12 protein-coding genes are annotated in these 17312 nt (G+C 74.1%); 6 read left to right on the top strand and 6 right to left on the bottom strand.

Translation table 11 applies throughout. The features are described from left to right. Positions 1-69 precede the first annotated feature (69 nt). The 4 genes from hrpA (at position 70) to I4I78_RS17110 (ending at position 6140) form a co-directional block, all read left to right on the top strand. Entirely contained in the window at positions 70-4038 is a 3969-nt protein-coding gene (gene hrpA, locus I4I78_RS17125; RefSeq protein ID WP_218612342.1) for an ATP-dependent RNA helicase HrpA, read from the top strand. 43 nt (positions 4039-4081) lie between these two features. Next, on the top strand, positions 4082-4456 hold the full coding sequence (locus I4I78_RS17120) for a VOC family protein (RefSeq protein ID WP_218612340.1): 375 nt from the start codon (positions 4082-4084) through the stop codon (positions 4454-4456). Positions 4457-4574: 118 nt separating this feature from the next. Then, entirely contained in the window at positions 4575-4868 is a 294-nt protein-coding gene (locus I4I78_RS17115) for a hypothetical protein (RefSeq protein ID WP_218612339.1), read from the top strand. Positions 4869-4946: 78 nt separating this feature from the next. Then, entirely contained in the window at positions 4947-6140 is a 1194-nt protein-coding gene (locus I4I78_RS17110) for an acyl-CoA dehydrogenase family protein (RefSeq protein WP_308252177.1), read from the top strand. Between the two features lie 9 nt (positions 6141-6149). On the opposite strand, the gene I4I78_RS17105 is transcribed toward I4I78_RS17110, so the two are convergent. Next, positions 6150-7391, bottom strand: a complete 1242-nt coding sequence (locus tag I4I78_RS17105) for an oxygenase MpaB family protein (RefSeq protein ID WP_218612338.1) — start codon at positions 7389-7391, stop codon at positions 6150-6152. 117 nt (positions 7392-7508) lie between these two features. On the opposite strand from I4I78_RS17105, the gene I4I78_RS17100 reads away from it, so the two are divergent. Continuing rightward, positions 7509-8093 carry a TetR/AcrR family transcriptional regulator gene (locus I4I78_RS17100; RefSeq protein ID WP_218612337.1) on the top strand — a complete coding sequence of 195 codons (585 nt, stop codon included), beginning with the start codon at positions 7509-7511 and terminating at the stop codon, positions 8091-8093. On the opposite strand, the gene I4I78_RS17095 is transcribed toward I4I78_RS17100, so the two are convergent. The 3 genes from I4I78_RS17095 to I4I78_RS17085 form a co-directional block, all read right to left on the bottom strand. Continuing rightward, positions 8077-8457 carry a rhodanese-like domain-containing protein gene (locus tag I4I78_RS17095; RefSeq protein ID WP_218612336.1) on the bottom strand — a complete coding sequence of 127 codons (381 nt, stop codon included), beginning with the start codon at positions 8455-8457 and terminating at the stop codon, positions 8077-8079. The genes I4I78_RS17100 and I4I78_RS17095 overlap by 17 nt on opposite strands. Then, the gene (locus I4I78_RS17090; RefSeq protein ID WP_218612335.1) at positions 8454-9035 is read right to left on the bottom strand and encodes a cysteine dioxygenase family protein; all 582 of its coding nucleotides are present in this window, start codon (positions 9033-9035) and stop codon (positions 8454-8456) included. The genes I4I78_RS17095 and I4I78_RS17090 overlap by 4 nt, the downstream gene beginning before the upstream one ends. Before the next feature lie 230 nt (positions 9036-9265). Continuing rightward, positions 9266-14809, bottom strand: coding sequence for a SpoIIE family protein phosphatase (locus tag I4I78_RS17085; RefSeq protein WP_218612334.1), 5544 nt, complete (start codon positions 14807-14809; stop codon positions 9266-9268). Between the two features lie 133 nt (positions 14810-14942). On the opposite strand from I4I78_RS17085, the gene I4I78_RS17080 reads away from it, so the two are divergent. Beyond that, complete coding sequence (locus I4I78_RS17080) at positions 14943-15674, top strand: acetoacetate decarboxylase family protein (protein ID WP_218612333.1); 732 nt, start codon at positions 14943-14945, stop codon at positions 15672-15674. 9 nt (positions 15675-15683) lie between these two features. Here I4I78_RS17080 and I4I78_RS17075 read toward each other — a convergent pair whose 3' ends face one another. Next, a complete protein-coding gene (locus tag I4I78_RS17075) occupies positions 15684-16538 on the bottom strand; it encodes an alpha/beta hydrolase (protein WP_308252176.1) in 855 nt (284 codons plus the stop codon). Between the two features lie 40 nt (positions 16539-16578). Next, positions 16579-17312 (bottom strand): carboxypeptidase regulatory-like domain-containing protein (locus I4I78_RS17070; protein WP_218612331.1); only part of this gene is annotated, 734 nt, incomplete at its 5' end.

The raw sequence follows: 17312 nt of genomic DNA, 5'->3' as shown, positions 1-17312 counted from the left end.
GAGAGCCCCGTTCGTGCACCGGAGCGGGAGGCAGCCGCACCGGACGAGCCCGAGCTCGGGCCTGCGGAGCTGCAGGCTCTCGGCGAGCGGATCGACGCGCTGGGCCCCGCCGAGGCGCAGCGGCTTCGGCACCGCCTGCGCCGCGCCCGCGACGGTCGCGCCCAGCACCGCGTCGCGCAGTCGGTGACCTCCGCCGAGCACCGGCTGCAGCGCCGCCGCGAGGCGTTCCCGACGATCACCTACCCGCCCACGCTGCCGGTCAGCGCGCGCCGCGAGGAGATCGCCGACGCGATCCGGGACAACCAGGTCGTGATCGTCGCCGGCGAGACCGGCTCCGGGAAGACCACCCAGCTGCCCAAGATCTGCCTGGAGCTCGGCCGCGGCGTGCACGGCATGATCGGCCACACCCAGCCGCGGCGCCTGGCCGCGCGCACGGTCGCGGCCCGGATCGCCGAGGAGCTGGGCGTCGAGCTCGGCGGCGCGGTCGGCTGGAAGGTGCGGTTCACCGACCAGGTCGGCGAGTCCACCCTGGTCAAGCTCATGACCGACGGGATCCTGCTGGCCGAGCTGGCCGGCGACAAGGACCTCACCCGCTACGACACGCTGATCATCGACGAGGCGCACGAGCGCAGCCTCAACATCGACTTCATCCTCGGCTACCTGACCCGGCTGCTCCCCCGCCGTCCGGATCTCAAGGTCGTCATCACCTCGGCGACGATCGACCCGGAGCGCTTCGCGACGCACTTCGGCACCCCGGAGCAGCCGGCACCGATCGTCGAGGTGTCGGGGCGGACCTACCCGGTCGAGGTGCGGTACCGGCCCGTCGTCGACCCGGACGATCCGGACGCCGACCCGGACCGCGAGGAGCTCGACGCGATCGGTGACGCCGTCGCGGAGCTGCAGCGCGAGGGTCCGGGCGACGTGCTGGTGTTCCTGCCCGGCGAGCGGGAGATCCGCGACACGGCCGACGCGCTGGAACGCCGCAACTTCCGCAACACCGAGATCCTGCCGTTGTACGCACGTCTGTCCACGGCCGAGCAGCAGCGGGTCTGGCAGGCCCACACCGGCAACCGGGTCGTGCTGGCCACGAACGTCGCCGAGACGTCGTTGACCGTGCCCGGGATCCGCTACGTCGTCGACACCGGCACCGCCCGGATCTCGCGCTACTCGCGCCGGCTCAAGGTGCAGCGGCTGCCGATCGAGAAGATCTCGCAGGCCAGCGCGAACCAGCGCGCCGGCCGCTGCGGGCGGACCAGCGACGGCATCGCGATCCGCCTCTACGCCGAGGACGACTTCGACGCCCGCCCCGAGTTCACCGATCCGGAGATCCTGCGCACCAACCTGGCCTCGGTCGTCCTGCAGATGATCGCGCTGGACCTCGGCGAGATCTCGGCGTTCCCGTTCGTCGAGCCCCCGGACCGGCGATCGATCGACGACGGGCTGGCGCTGCTTCACGAGCTCGGCGCCGTGAGCCCGGCGGCCGCCGGTCGAACCAGCAGCACGGAGGCGGGAAAGACGTCGCTGACGGCGGTCGGTCAGGCACTGTCCCGACTGCCGGTGGACCCGCGCCTGGGCCGGATGCTGGTCGAGGCGAACCGGGTCGGCTGCCTGCGCGAGGTGCTGGTCATCACGGCCGCGCTGAGCGTGCAGGACCCGCGCGAACGGCCCGTCGAACAGCGTCAGGCCGCGGACGCCAAGCACGCACGGTTCTCCGTCGACGGCTCCGACTTCCTGGCCTACCTGCGCCTCTGGGACCACCTGAACGAGCGCCGGGACGCCCTGAGCGGCAGCAAGTTCCGCCGCGAGATCCGGGACGACTTCCTGCACTACCTGCGCGTGCGCGAGTGGTGGGACCTGCACGGTCAGCTCCGTCAGGCCGCCCGCGGGGCGGGGATGAGCGCGAACGACGCGAGCGCCGATTGGGCGGAGAGCGCGGACAAGATCCACCAGGCGCTGCTGTCCGGGCTGCTGTCCCAGGTCGGACTGCTCGACCCGGCCGCGGAGAAGAAGGACCGCAAGGACCCCGCCGACAGATCGAAGGGGGAGCGTCGCGGACTCAAGGAGTACCTCGGTGCCCGCGGGGCGAAGTTCGCGATCTGGCCCGGCTCGTCGCTGGCGCGCAAACCGCCGCGCTGGGCGATGGCCGCCGAGCTGGTCGAGACGACGCGGCTCTGGGCCCGCACGGTCGCGCCGGTCGACCCGGACTGGATCGAGCCGCTCGCACAACATCTCGTCAGGAAGACGTATTCGGAACCGCGCTGGTCACGCAAGCGCGCGTCGGCCGTCGCAACCGAGCGGGTGACGCTGCACGGCATCCCGCTGGTCTCCGACCGGGCCGTCGACTACGGCCGGATCGACCCCGAGGTCTCGCGCGAGCTGTTCCTGCGCCACGCGCTGGTCGAGGGCGACTGGGAGACCCGGCACCCGTTCTTCCACGCCAACCGCGAGCTGCTCGACGACGCCGAGGAGCTCGAGCACCGCGCCCGCCGCCGCGACCTGGTCGTCGACGAGGACACGCTCTACGAGTACTACGACGAGCGGGTCCCGGCGAGCGTGGTGTCCGGGCGGCACTTCGACTCCTGGTGGCGCAAGGAGCAGCGCCGCAACCCCGACCTGCTCGCCTACACCGAGGACATGCTGGCCACCGAGGCCGCGCGCGCGGTCAACCGCGACGCCTACCCGGACCACCTGGCCGCGGGCGGGCTGACGCTGCCGCTCTCGTACGCGTTCGAGCCGGGGCAGCAGGGCGACGGCGTGACGGTCGACGTGCCGGTCGCGGCGCTGCACCAGGTCGACCCGACGCCGTTCACCTGGCAGGTGCCCGGGCTGCGCGAGGAGCTGGTCACCGCGCTGATCAAGACCCTGCCGCGGACGCTGCGGCGCAACTTCTCCCCCGCGCCCGATCATGCGAAGGCGGCACTGGCCCGGTTGCGGGACCGGACCGACGAGCCCCTGCTCGACGGCCTGGAGCGCGAGCTGGGCCGGATGCGCAACGTCGAGATCCGGCGCGAGGACTGGGAGCTCGAACGGCTCCCCGAACACCTCACCGTGACTTTCCGCGCTCTCGACGAGAACGGGAACGAGCTGGCCAGAGGCACCGACCTGGAGGCCCTGCGTGTGCAGCTGGCCCCGCAGGTCCGCCGGGAGCTGGCCGCCGCCGGCACCGACATCGAGCGGACCGGGCTGACCACGTGGTCGATCGGCGACCTGCCGCGCGAGCATCCGATCCGGCGCGGCGACCACGTCGTCACCGGCTATCCAGGACTCGTGGACCGCGGGAAGACGGTCGACGTCCGGGTGTTCGCGACGGCCGCCGAGCGTGACCCGGCGCACCGGCGCGGGCTGCGACGGCTGCTGCTGCTCGGTGCACCGTCGCCGGTCAAGCAGGTGCAGCGCGGCCTGAGCAACGCCGAGAAGCTCACGCTCTCGCGCAACCCGCACGGTTCCGTCGACGCGATGCTCACCGACTGCGTGAGCGCCGCCGCCGACCATCTCGTCACCCGCGGCGGCGGCCCCGCCTGGGACGAGACGCAGTTCGCGCGGTTGTCCGAGCTGCTGCGGATGCGCCTGGGCGCGACCACGCTCGAGGTGCTCGGCGCGGTCCGCGGAGTGCTCGAGGTGTGGCACCGGGTGCAGCGTCAGCTCTCCGACCTGAAGGGCCCGCTGGTGCGGGCCGGGGTTGCCGACGTCGTGGCGCAGCTGGAGCGGCTGGTCGGGCCGGGTTTCGTCACCGAGGCCGGGGCGACGAGGCTCGGCGACGTGAAGCGCTACCTGCAGGCGGTCGAGGTACGGCTGGACAAGCTCCGCAACGGCGCCGAGCGGGACGGACAGTGGACGGCCGAGGTGCGCAGCGTCGCCGACGAGTACGACGAGCTGCTCGCCGAGCTGCCGACCGGGTTCGAACCCTCACCGGAGCTGCGCGAGATCGGTTGGATGATCGAGGAGCTGCGGGTCTCGCTGTACGCGCACCCGATGCGGACCCGCTACCCCGTGTCGGTCAAGCGGGTCCGGCGGGCCATCGACGATCTTCCTCGCTGAGGATCTTCCTCGAAATGTCGGTGTCGCGTTCTACCGTCGACCCATGAGCACCCGCATCGCCACGTTCGCCCTGTTCGCCCTCGACTGCCCGGACCCCCTGGAGCTGGCGCGGTTCTACTCCGCGGTCACCGGCTGGCCGCCGGCGCCGCAGGACCACGACGAGTGGGTCCAGCTCGACACCGGCGGCGCCGGCGCGACGCTGGCCTTCCAGAAGGTCGACGGGTTCCGGGCACCGGAGTGGCCCGGCCAGGAGCACCCGCAGCAGGCCCATCCCGACTTCGACGTCCCCGATCTCGACGAGGGCGAGCGGGCCCTGCTCGCCCTCGGCGCCCGCAAGCACGACGTCCAGCCGATGCCGGACAACTTCCGCGTCTACCTCGACCCGGTCGGGCACCCGTTCTGTCTCGTGAAGGCGTAGGCGATGCGAGCGGCCTCGGCCCGCCGCGCACGCCACGCGGGACGGGGGGTTCTGGCTCGTCCACGTCCCGGAGGTGCAGCGGTACACGCAGGCCCGCTCGGTCGATGAGATCGAGACGATGGCACGCGACCTCGTCGCGGTGATGACCGGGCAGGACGCGGCCGGTTTCGACATCGACGTCACGGTGGAGCTACCGGAGTCGGTGCGCCACAAGCTCGATCGTGTCGAGCGTGCGCGGTCGGCGGAGCTGACAGCGCGGGCCGAGGCAGCAGCCGAGCTTCGGTCGGCGGCGCTCGAGCTGAAGCGGACCGGGATGTCGGTACGCGAGTTGGGGCGAGTGCTGCACGTCTCCTATCAGCGGGCGAGCCAGCTCACCTCGGCCACCCGACAACCGCGCCCGACCGGCCCCTGAGGCACGCCGGCGCCGCAAGGAGGGCGCTCGGGCGCCGGGAATGTCAGGATCAGGCTCCGCAACTCCTGAGGAGCTCCCGTGACCACCCCGTACACCGAGCTCGGCGAGGCTCTGGGCACCGACTTCTTCTCGGTGCAGGACCAGTTCACCGACGAGCAGTGGCAGCGGTTCATGAACGTGCGCAAGTTCGTCGACCACGAGGTCCTGCCGGACATCAACCGGTACTGGGACTCGGCCGAGCTGCCCTGGCACCTGTTCCGGCGCCTCGGCGAGCTCGACATCGTCGGCGACGACATCGTCGGATACGGGGCGGCCGGGATGAGCCCGCTCTCGGTCGGGCTGGTGCACATGGAGCTGCACCGCGGGGACGGGTCGCTGGGCACGTTCCTCGGGGTGCACTCGGGCCTGGCCATGCAGTCGATCGCGATGTGCGGGTCCGAGGAGCAGAAGCAACGCTGGCTGCCCGCCATGTCGACGATGGACAAGCTGGGTGCGTTCGCCCTCACCGAGCCCGACCACGGGTCCGACTCGATCGCGCTGGAGACCACCGCACGGCGCGAGGGCGACCACTGGGTGATCAACGGATCGAAGCGCTGGATCGGCAACGGCAGCGTCGCCGACCTGGTGATCGTCTGGGCCCGGGACACCGACTCCGGCGAGGTGCTCGGGTTCGTCGTGGAGACCCCGGCGCAGGGGTACACGGCCACCGTCATCCCGGGCAAGGTGTCGCTGCGCGCGCTGTGGCAGGCCGACATCGAGCTGCGCGACGTCCGGGTGCCGGACGAGAACCGGCTCGAGTTCGCCCGCTCGTTCGCCGACTGCGGTCGCGTGCTGGCCAACACCCGCGGGATCTGCGCGTGGATGGCGCTCGGGCACGCGACGGCCGGCTACGACGCCGCGCTGCGCTACGCGAAGGAACGCACCCAGTTCGGCAAGCCGCTGGCGTCGTTCCAGATCGTGCAGCAGCGGCTGGTGAAGATGCTCGCCGACCTGACCGGCATGCAGCTCTACTGCATGCAGATCGGGCGCCTGGCCGACGCCGGGAAGCTCTCCCCGACCATCGCCGGGCTCGCCAAGATGAACAACACGTCCACCGCGCGGTCGATCCTGTCCGAGGCACGTGACCTGCTGGGCGGCAACGGCATCCTGCTCGAGCACCACGTCGTGCGGCACTGGGCCGACATCGAGGCGATCCACACGTTCGAGGGCACCGAGACGATCCAGACTCTGATCGTCGGCCGCGACGTGACCGGCATCAGCGCCTTCACCTGAGCCGGCTGCTCAGTCCGGCAGCGGGGCGACGCCGGCCGGTGCGTCGCCCCGGCGCAGCGCCAGCTCCCGCGCGACGGCCGCGTCACCGGTGCGCTCCAGCCGCCGACGGCCCGCCCGGGTGCGTCCCAGCAGTCCGCTGCGCAGCAGGTTGCGCACCACGGTGGGCGGGACGGCCCACGGCGGTGTCACCGGAAGACCCAGGTCGCGCATGCCCTGCGCGCCCAGGAAGAAGCGCAGCATGGACAGCAGCCGCAGGCGCGCGTAGCGCCCGCGCAGGGCGGAGAACCGGCCGCGCTCGAGCGTGAGCTCGCCGTCGACCAGGGCCGTGGCGAGCTCGGCACCGGCGGGCGTCACCGTGTCCTGCACCCGCAGCAGGTGGTAGTTGAACGCGTTCTGCTCCCGCTCGGTGTCGAAGAGCCAGTCCTCGTCGACCCCCAGCAGCCACCCCACGTACCTCCACAGGTGCATCACCGCCCGGGACTCCTGCGGGGTCACCACGACGCCGAGCAGCCGCACCCCGAGCAGCAGGGTGCTGTTGAACAGCCCGAGGGTGCCCGCGGTGTCCGAGCGGTTGACCGGCAGCCCCCACCGCTCGGTGTCCCACCGGCCGTTGGTCTCGAAGCGCTGGTCGACCAGGGCGTGCATCGCCCGCACGTGCACGGTGAGCCGGAAGCCCTCACCGTCGCGGCGCATTCCGCCGGGCGCGCTCACCGCGCGCGCCCACTGCCGGGTCTCGGCCAGGCGGCGCATGGCCGAGGCACCGGTGAGGCCGCCGGTGGCCACCAGCAGCTCGGTCGGGCCGCCGTAGCGGTAGCCACCGATCAGCGAGAGCTGCAGCAGCACGTCGTCGGCGGTGCGGCCGAACCGGCGGATCGCCCGCCCGCCACGCTCCAGCAGGTCGCGGTCGAGCCAGTCCGGCTCGGCGTCGACGACGGCGAAGAACTCCCGCAGCGCGGGCGGCGCGTCCGGCACGGCGTCCACGCCCTGCGCCAGGGCCGTCCGCAGCGCGCCCATCGTGACCCGCTGCGCCGCGGGCCGGTCCCGGCCCATCGCCGCGACCAGCGCGGCGCCGGTCTCGTCCCGGGCGAACATCCGGCGTCCGAGCAGGTCCTCCTGGACGGGGTCCGGTGTGCCGACCCTGCCGAGCAGGCGCAGCGGGCGCGCGATCCGCTCGTTGCGGGCCGGTGCCGCGCGGAATCGGCGCGGGTACCTCGGCGCTGCGACCTGCGGTTCCATCGGCTGTGCGACCATGACACCGATGCTGACACGAGCGATCACTCGCGTTCAATTCGCGTTCGCGGACGACTCGCCGCGATGACCCGCAGGCCCCGCACGCGGCGCGAACCCCGCCAGGACCGGTCCCGTGCGATGGTCGAGCGCATCCTCGACGCCGGGCGCGCCGTGCTGCTCGATCGCGGCTACGAGGGCGCGTCCACGAACCGGGTAGCCGAGGCCGCCGGGATCAGCCCGGGCTCGCTCTACCAGTACTTCCCGGACAAGGACGCGGTGCTGGCCGAGGTCCTCGACCGCTACGTCGACGGCCTGGAGGCTCGCATCGCGCGCGCGTTCCTGGACACCCTCGACGCCCCCGGCGCGCCGGAGTCGGTCCGGCGCACCCTCGTCGCGCTGCTGGACGCGTTCGGCGAGCACCCCGGCCTGCTCCGGGTGCTGGTCGAACAGCTGCCGCGGGACGGGGCGGACCGGCGGACCCGGTTCGCCCGCCGGATCGACGAGCTGGCCGCCACCGCCCTGCGCGCCCGGCCGGGCGCCGCAGGCGGACGCCCGGTGGGTGCGGTGGCCTGGATCGTGGTGCGCACCGTCGAGCACGTCACGATCAGCTACGTGCTGGAGGCGCCTCCGGTCGACCGGGACGAGATCGTCGACGAGCTCACCGCGCTCGTCGTCGGCTATCTCGACGGGCGGGGCCCGGAGCCGGTCAGCCCGGCGCGGTAGGCAGGCCGGCGGCCTTCCAGGCGCGGAAGCCGCCGTCGACGTCGGTGGCGTTGCGCAGGCCCAGGTCCTGCAGCGACGCCGCGGCGAGGCTGGAGCTGTAGCCCTCGGAGCAGAACAGTATCCAGGTGACGTCGTGGTCGACCGCCTCCGGGATCCGGGCGTCCGAGGCCGGGTCCAGACGCCACTCCAGGTGGTTGCGCTCGATGACCAGCGCGCCGGGCAGCGAGCCCTCCTCGGCGCGCTGCCAGCCCGGGCGGGTGTCGACCAGGATCGCGCCGCGCTCGGCCAGCTCGGCGGCCCGGACGGGGTCCGGACGGTCCAGGCGGGCGCGGGCGGCGGCCAGCAGGTCGGCGACGGTGCTCATCCGACGCCCTGTCCGGCCTCGACCAGCTCGGTGCGCAGCCTGCGCAGCCGTTGCTGACCGGCTCCGCCGGGAACGTTCTCCACGTCGTAGTAGGACATCGCCGAGAGCGGCGGCGAGTAGGCGTGCACGCTGACCGCCGGCTCGCGGGCCGGGTTGGCCACGTCGTGCACGTGCCCGAGCGGGAAGCCCGCGCCGCGCTCGGCGCGCAGCGTGCGGGTGCGCAGCCCGCCGGTCGCGGTCCAGCGGCGCTCGGTCAGGGCGCCGGACACGACCGTCATCGCGCCGAGGGACCCGGCGTGGTCGTGCAGCTCGGCGATCTGCTCGGTGGCCCAGCTGATCAGCCATACGTCGAGCAGGCCGTCGCTGCGCAGCAGCCGGTACCAACGGCGCTCCGGGTCGATCACCACCTCGTGCTGCCCGGCGCGGACCTCGGCGGCGATCTCGCGGGTCAGCTCACGCAGGTCGTCGAGGTCATGAGGCGTCGGGGCGGTGGAACGGAGCGGCCGGACGGTGCCCCGGCGGGAGGTGGATCGAGCGGCGGAAGCGGCAGGACGGGACGCACGGACGGGCGCGGACACGAAGGGACTCTCCAGTACACGGTCGGAAACGAGCGGGTCGGGGACTCAGCTCGGTCGACAGGCCTGGTCGAAGTGGTCAGCACGACGCGACTCCCAGATGGGGCCGAGAAACCACGCGAGAACCACGTCGCCATATCATCATATCTCCTGCGCTGATCTCAATCGCCCGTCCAGCGCACGGGAGGAGCGGGTGCGGCGACGGACGCTGTCCGGACAGCTCGCGCAGCACCTCACGCGTCGTCGGAGAGCCCGATCACCGAGTCCAGTCCGGACAGGACCAGGGCGCGGCGGGCCTGGCTGCCGGCCGGGGCCACCAGCGACAGCGTCGTGCCCTCGTCGCGCACCCGCCGCGACACCTCGGAGAGCAGGGCGATCCCGGCGCTGCTGACGAACGCGTCCCGGCTCAGGTTCAGCGTCACCGGGAGGCCGCCGCCGAGATGGCCCATCAGCGCCGCGCGGATCGCGGCCACCCCCTGCAGGTCCAGGTCGCCGACGACGGTGATCCGGACACCGTGCGGGTCCGGCGCGGCCCGCAGCCGCGTCGGGTCGGCCCGCGCCGCGGCGTCCCCGTCCGGCTCCGCTCGCTCCGGCTCCGGCTCGCCGGCCACGAACTCCACCGGCGGCCCCCCACCCGGCTTCCCGACCTCGACCGGGATCGAGGGGAGCCGGAAACGCACCGAGGTGCCCTCGTCCGACGGTTCGACGACCAGGTGCTCGGCGAGCTCGCGGATCAGCGCGATCCCGCGTCCCCGGTATCCGGGGTCGGCAGGCGGAGGGCGCCAGCGACCGCGGTCGGCGACGCGGACCTCGACCGACCCGTCCGAGCGCAGGGCCAGCTCGAGCGCCACCCCCGGCGTCCCGTCCGGTCCCGGGCCGCCCAGGTAGGCGTGCTCGATCGCGTTCGTGACGGCCTCGCCGACGGTGAGCTGCAGGTCGCTGCGCGCGTCCTGGCCCATCCCGCAGGCGTCGCACCACGCCCCGATCGTGCGCCGCAGCGGGGACAGCCGGGTCGGGTCGGCGTCGAGCTCGAGGCTCAGCGCCGCCGGCATCCTGCGGGCGACGAGGACGACGGTGTCGTCCGGGATCGTGTCCGCGCCCTCGGACATCCGGGTCAGCAGCGCGTCGGCCATGTCCCGGGGCTGTGATCCGGACAGGTCGCCGAACGCGGCGGCGAGACGGGCCAGCCCGTCGTCGATGACCTCGTCGCGGCGCTCGAAGAGCCCGTCCGAGCAGAGCAGGATCGTCTCGCCGGGCTCGATCCGGTCCGAGGCCTCCTGGAACGACGGCCGCCCGGAGATGCCCAGCGGCACCCCGCGGCCCTGGTCCAGGGTGCGGACGCCGCCCGGCCCGGCCAGCAGCGGCGGCGGGTGCCCGGCGCTGGCGTAGCAGAGATCGCCGATCTCACAGTCGATCACCACGACGGCGACGGTGCTGGCCATCGCGCCGGTGACCCGCAGCGCGAAGTGGTCGAGCTGCTCCAGCGCGCCGGCCGGGGACTGGCCGTTGACCAGGTTCGCCGCGACGGCGCTGCGCAGCTGGCCCATCACGGCCGCGGCCGACGGCCCGCGCCCGACGACGTCGCCGACCACCAGCGCGACCCGCCCGTCGTCGAGGGCCAGCACGTCGAACCAGTCGCCGCCGGCCTCGGTGCCCTGGGTACCCGGCCGGTAGCGGGTGGCCAGCGACATCCGGTCCAGCTCGGGCAGGCTCTGCGGGAGCAGGCTGCGCTGCAGGGTCACCGCGACCTCGTGCTCGGCCTGGTGCAGCTGGGCCCGCACGATCGCCTGGGCGCACTGGCTGGCCAGGGTCTGCACGAAGCTGCGCTGCTCGGCGGTCCAGGTCGGGTCCGAGCCGAAGCGGAACCCGAGCACGCCGATCGGGCGGGCGGCCACCATCAGCGGCACCGCGGTCTGCACCGGGTAGGCCTGACCCCGGGGCGCCTCGGCGTTCCAGATCGGTTCGCCGGTGGTCACCGCCCTGTTCAGCGGGTGACCGCGGCCGGGCGTGCCGCCCTCGGCCCGGGCGGGGTCGTCCGGCCAGCCGTCGGAGGCGAGCGGGGCCGGTGCGCCGGCGTCGTCGACCGCCAGCAGCACGACGGCGTCGGCCTGCACCGAGGAGCGGCCGTGCTCGACGATCACCTCCGCGACCGACTCCAGGTCGGTCGCCCGCGACAGCGCCGCCGCGATCGCGCCGAGCCGCTCGGCCATCCGCCGGGCCTCGGTCTCCACGTCGAGCATCGACGCCCGGTCGAGTGCCTGCGCGGCCAGCTCGGCGACGGCCACCGCTGCCTCCCGCTCCGCGTCGGAGAGCCGGCGCGGTCGCGCGAACCCGACCGCCAGCACCCCCAGCGAGCGGCCACCGGCGACCAGCGGCATGTAGCCGAGCGTCTGCGACTGCTCCGGCACCAGGCCGATCTGCGCCGGGTAGCGGGCCGCCCACTCGGACCCGGTGGACATCCACATCGGCTCGCGGTCGCGCAGGACGTCGCCGAAGGCCGTCGACGAGTCGGTGGGCAGCCGCCCGGCGCGGCGCCACAGACCGTCGTCCCACCCGTACCCGGTCAGCGCGCGCAGCCACTCCCCGCGCAGCTGCCACACCCCGGCGTAGTCCGCGTCGAGCAGCTCGACGATGTGGTCGGCCGCGATCGCCGCGACCTCGCCCGGGGTGGCCGCCGCGGACATCTGCGCGGTGCCCCGGTGCATCAGGCCGAGCCGCTGCGCCGAGGCGCGCTCCTGCTCCAGCAGCCGGGCGTTGTCCACCGCGAGCCCGGCACGTCGCCCGATCTCGGAGACCAGGTCGAGGTCGTCGGCGGTGTAGTCCTCGCCCGGGTCGCAGCGCGCCACGGTCAGCCGGGCGCTGGTGCGCCCCCGCGCGGGCAGCGGCACGACGAGCACGGAGCGGACCCGCAACCGATCCCACACGTCGCGCTGCTCGGCTGGCAGGCCTTCGAGGACGGCGGCCAGCCGGTCCGGCCCGATCGGCTGGTGCCCGGCCGGCCCGTCGATCGGCATCAGCGGGCCGAGCTGCCACAGCGCGGACTCCCGTGACGGCTGGGCGGCCGCGACGGCGAGCGTGCCCATCGGCTCGTCGGGCGCGGCCTCGTGCACGAGCGCGACGTCGGCCAGCCCCTCGTCGACGACGGCCCGCGCGAGCTGGTCGGTCCGTCCGGTGCGGGTGATCTCGCGTTCCAGGGACTCGCCGACCTCGGAGTAGATCCGGTGCCGGCGCTGCTCGCGGTGCTGGGCGTCGATGTCCAGGCAGCCACCGACGTAGCCGGCGGAGCGCTCGGAGTCGCCGACCGGTGCACCGCGGTCGAGTACCCAGCAGAACCGGCCCTGCCCGTTGAGCAGGCGGTACTCCACCTCGAACGGCGCCGACGAGCGTGCCGCGGCCGAGGTCACCGACAGGTAGCGCTCGCGGTCGTCGGGATGGATCCGGCGGCGCCAGTCCAGCCCCAGCTCGCCGACCGGGTCGCCGGCCCCGGTGAAGTCCAGCCACCCGCGGTTGACGAACACCCGGTGCCCGCCCGGGTCGTCCACCCAGATCAGCGCAGGCGTGGAGTCGGCCATCGCCCGGAACTGCAGCTCCGCGGCCCGGCGGACCCGGCCGAGCTGCAGGTGGTTGGCGACCCGGGCCAGCAGCTCGCGCGAGGAGAACGGTTTGACCAGGTAGTCGTCGGCGCCGGCGGCGAAGCCCTCGACCGCGGCCTCCTCACCGGCCCGCGACGACAGCAGCACCACCGGCACGCCCGCCGTGCGGGTGTCGGTGCGCAGCGCGCGCAGCAGCTCGATGCCGTCGATCCCGGGCAGCGCGACGTCGGCGACGACGAGGGCGGGCGGGGCGGTGCGGGCGGCGTCGAGGGCGTCGGACCCGTTCGTCTCGACCTGGACGGTCCAGCGTTCGGAGAGCAGGTCACGCAGGTAGCCGCGCATGTCGGCGTCGTCGTCGACGACCAGCACCCGGTCCCGCTGCTCGAGCATGAGTCCCTCGACCCCGACGCCCGCCGCGGCGCGATCGGTGCCCTCTGCGGGCTCCGCGGGCATCCAGCGCATCGCCTCGGCGACGTACGGCGCGGCCAGCGTGGGCGTCGACCGGGTCCCGACCCCCGAGCGGACGAGCCGGTCGGCGGGCAGGTGGCCGAACCCCAGCGGCAGCCACACCGTGAACGTGCTGCCGGTACCGAGCGTGCTGCGGACCTCGACGGTGCCCCCGTGCAACCGGACGAGCTGCTGCACGAGCGACAGGCCGAGCCCACTGCCCTCATGGGTGCGGCCCCGGCCGTCGCGGACGCGGTGGAACCGGTCGAAGACCAGGTCGACCTCGTCGACCGGGATGCCGGCCCCGGTGTCGGCCACCCGGAGCACGGCCTGCTCGCCGGAGAGCTCCAGCCCGACCCGCACCCCGCCGTGGCGGGTGAACTTCACGGCGTTGCTGAGCAGGTTGAGGACGACCTTCTCCCACATGTCCCGGTCCACCCAGACCGGGCGCTCGGTGGGGGGGCAGTCGATGTCCAGGCTCAGTCCGGCGCGCTCGGTGACCGGAGCGAAGGCGGCGGCCAGCTCGCCGGTAAACGTCCCGAGCTCGGTCGGGGCGTACATCCCCTCCAGGTGGCCGCTCTGCAGCGTGGACACGTCGAGCAGCCCGTCGACCAGCTTGAGGATCCGCTGCGCGTTGCGCTGGGCCAGGTCGACCTCGGTCCGCACGGCCGGGTCGTCGTGCTCGCGCAGCCGGTCCAGCGGGCCGAGCACCAGCGTGAGCGGGCCGCGGAACTCGTCGCCGAGCCCCGCGTAGTGGTCGGCGCGGGCCTGCTCGCTGCGGACCAGCCCGTCCCGGCGGGTCCGCTCGGCCTCCTGGACCCGGGCCACCGTCACCGCCGTACCGATGTGCCCGATCACCAGCCGCAGGAACAGGCGGTAGTCGTCGTCCATCGTGATCATCGGTGCGCCGGCCAGCGTGACCCCGCCGGCCGCCGTCCCGTCGGGGGCACGCAGCACGGTGCGGACGAGGTCGCGGAACGGCCCGGGGTCGCCGGGGGCGTCCGGCGCGATCGTGACGAACTCGACCGGGTCGGTACCGAAGGGCAGCTCGGCGGGAGCCCAGTCCGCGGGCGGCTCGTCGACGCCGACGGCGGCCAGCACGACCGGCCCGTCGCCGCGCTCGTCGTAGAGCACGGCACAGCCGATGTCGGCCGCCGCCGGTTCGAGCACCGCGACCAGCCGCTGCGCGACCACGTCCTCCGACGGGGCGTCCCGGGCGATCTCCCCGAGCGCCGCGAGCAGCTGCAGGCGGCGGGCCCCGACGACCTTGCCCGTGGTCTCGGTGATCATCGTGATCACGCCGAGCACGTCCCCGGACGCACCGCGCACGGGCGTGCTGGAGTACTGCCAGTAGGTCTCCTCGGCCACGCCGTGGCGGTGCAGGACGATCCGGTCGTCCTCCCGGAAGATGCCGCTGCCTGCGCCGTCGAAGATCCCGGCCAGCTCCGTGGCCAGGTGCTCGGCGACCTCCGGCCAGGAACGGTCCAGCGGGACGCCGAAGCCGTCCGGGTGCCGTAGTCCGGACAGCGGGACGAACGCATCGTTGTAGAACAGGGTGCGCCGCTCGCCCCACCAGACGACCATCGGATGGTGGCTCTCGAGCATGAACCGGACGGTGTCCTCGAGCTCGCGCGGCCAGGACCCGCGCGGGCCGACCGCGCTGGAGGCCCAGTCGATCTCCTCGAGCAGCGTCCGGACGCCGACGGGCGCCCCCGCCCCGCCGTCGGTACCGCTCACCGTCGCGCCACCTCGCCGTCCCCGTCCGCCGTGTCCTGCTGCAGGATCTCACTCCCCCGGTGGCCCCGCCGGGCCGGGCGCGACCCCTCCGGCACGTACCGCGTCCGGAGTCACCCGCGGGAGACTCCGGTCCATGGCGACACGACTCGACGACGGCAGCTGGGAGATCCAGGGGCACCGCGTCACGTTCCCGGTGCGGATCCGGGACGCCGGTGTCGGCCTGTCCACCCACGTCGTCCCGACCCGCCAGGTCCGCGGCGTGCTGGCCGCGGCCCGGACGCACCTGAAGCCGTTCTCGCTGCTCGGCCGGACGCCGGTGTTCGTGATGTTCGTGGTCTACCGGGACAACGACCTCGGCACCTACGACGAGGTCGGCGTCGCGGTCCCGGTCCGCCACACCGGCCCTGCCGGGTCCCGGTGGGGCGTGCACGTCCTGCAGCTGCCGGTCACCGAGACGTTCACGATGGAGGCCGGTCGCGCGCTGTGGGGGCTGCCGAAGTGGCTGGCCCGCGCCGACCTCGACATCGCAGGCGGGCGGGTCGACTGCCGGCTCGACGACGGCGGTGACGGCGGGCGGGTGCTCGACGCGGCCCTGCGCACGCTGCCGCTGCCGGCGCTGCCACTGACCGTCCCGGCCTCGCTGACCGCGCTGGCGCCGCGCGGGGACGTCGTGCTGGCCGCTCCGGTGCGGATGCGGGCCCGCGGCACCCGGGTCGGCGCCGGCGGGCGCGTGGTGCCCGGTACCGGGCACCCGATGGCACGGCAGCTGCGGGCGATGGGCTTCCCGCGGCGGGCACTGCTCACGACCGTCGTCGACCACGTCGCGTTCGACATGGACCCGGCCCGGGAGCTGCCGACCGGCTGACCGCGGTGCTCAGGCGGTGGCGGCCGCCGAGGCCCGGTGCTCGCCGAGCCACGCCCGCAGGTCGCCCAGCGGCAGCGCGCGGTCCGGCTCGTTGTAGATCTCGTGCCAGAGCCCGGGGTACCAGCGCACCGTCGTGTCCGGGGACCCGCAGGCGGCCTCGAACCGGCTGGTGCCCTGCGGGTCGGTGAGCGCGTCCTCGGTGCCGTGCTGGACGAGCACCGGCAGCCGCAGCTCGCCGGCGCGCCCGGGCAGGAGATCCATCTGCGCGTAGACGGCGGCGCCGAGTGCGAGCGTCGGGTTGCCGTGGTGCACGAGCGGGTCGTCCTGGTAGTCGCGCACGATCTGCGGGTCGCGGCTGATCCTGGTGGCGTCGATGCCGACCGGGCGGACCGTCGGCAGCACCCGGGCGAGCACCTGCAGCGTCGGGACCAGCGCGGACGGAACGACGTCGCTGGCCAGCGCAGGCGCGGACAGGACCAGTCCGGAGAGCTCCCGCTGGTGCGCGAGCGCGTGGGCGAGCGCGATCTGACCGCCCAGGCTGTGCCCGAGCAGGAACACCGGGAGGCCGGGGTGCCGCGCGGCGACGAGCGCCCGGAACGTCTCGAGGTCGGCGACCAGGTCGTCGTAGCGGCGGGCGTGCACCCGGGTGCCACCGGAGCGGCCGTGCCCGCGGTGGTCGAGCCCGTAGACCGCCCAGCCGTCGCCGAGGAGCTCGTCGACGACGTTGCGGTACCGACCGGAGTGCTCGCCGATGCCGTGGCTGAGCAGCAGGACCCCGGACGGGTCGCCGCCGGGCAACCATCCCTGCCAGAACAGGTCGACGCCCTCGACGCCGGTCAGGCGCCCCTCCACGTGATCGGTCACGATCACTCCCTCGTCGACGCGGGCTCGTTCGTTGCGCCCATCAGCGGGCGATCCGCAGGTCCTGCTCGACGTCGGCCTCGGCGGTCACGTGCAGCGGCTGCGACGCCGCACCGGCACCGGTCCCGGCTGCCAGCAGGTAGTGGCCGGCACCGAGGTCGGCGATCCGGAACCCGCCGTCGGTGCCGGTGTCGGCGCGGCCGACGGTCTCGCCGTCCTGCTCCAGCGTGACCGCGACACCCGCCATCGCGCTCCCCGACGCCGTGCGGACGACGCCGTGCACCGCGGCCGAGCGGCTCACCGTCAGCGACACCCGTGCCGGGTCGTCGGCGACCGCACAGGTCGCGACGCCGGGCTGGTAGTCCCGCGCCGAGGAGACCACGACGTACTGGCCCGCCCCCGGGACCTGCACCGTCACGACGCCCCGGGCGTCCGTGGTGCCGGCGCCGATCTCGCGGCCGGCGCCGTCGAGCACGGCGACCGCGACCCCGTCGACCGGCGCTCCGTCCCGCCCGCCGACGCGGACCTCGACGTCGCGCCGCCCGGTCCCGGGCACCGGCGCCGGCGGTCCTCCGACCGGCGCGGAGCGACGGAAGGCGACGACCGTGGACGTGCCTGTCGTGCCGCTGCCCGTCTCCGTGCCGGTGGCCGTGTCCGCCGTGGTGTCGGTCGCGGTGTCCGCCGTGGTGTCGGTCGCGGTGTCCGCCGTGGTGTCGGTCGCGGTGTCCGCCGTGGTGTCCGCCGTGTCGGTCGCCGAGGTGCCGGCGTCCGGGTCGT

It is taken from the genome of Pseudonocardia sp. KRD291 (genome assembly GCF_019263595.1).
Classification (GTDB): Bacteria; Actinomycetota; Actinomycetes; order Mycobacteriales; family Pseudonocardiaceae; genus Pseudonocardia.
The sequence above is the reverse complement of the archived record's forward strand: the minus strand, read 5'-3'. Positions and strand labels throughout refer to the sequence as shown.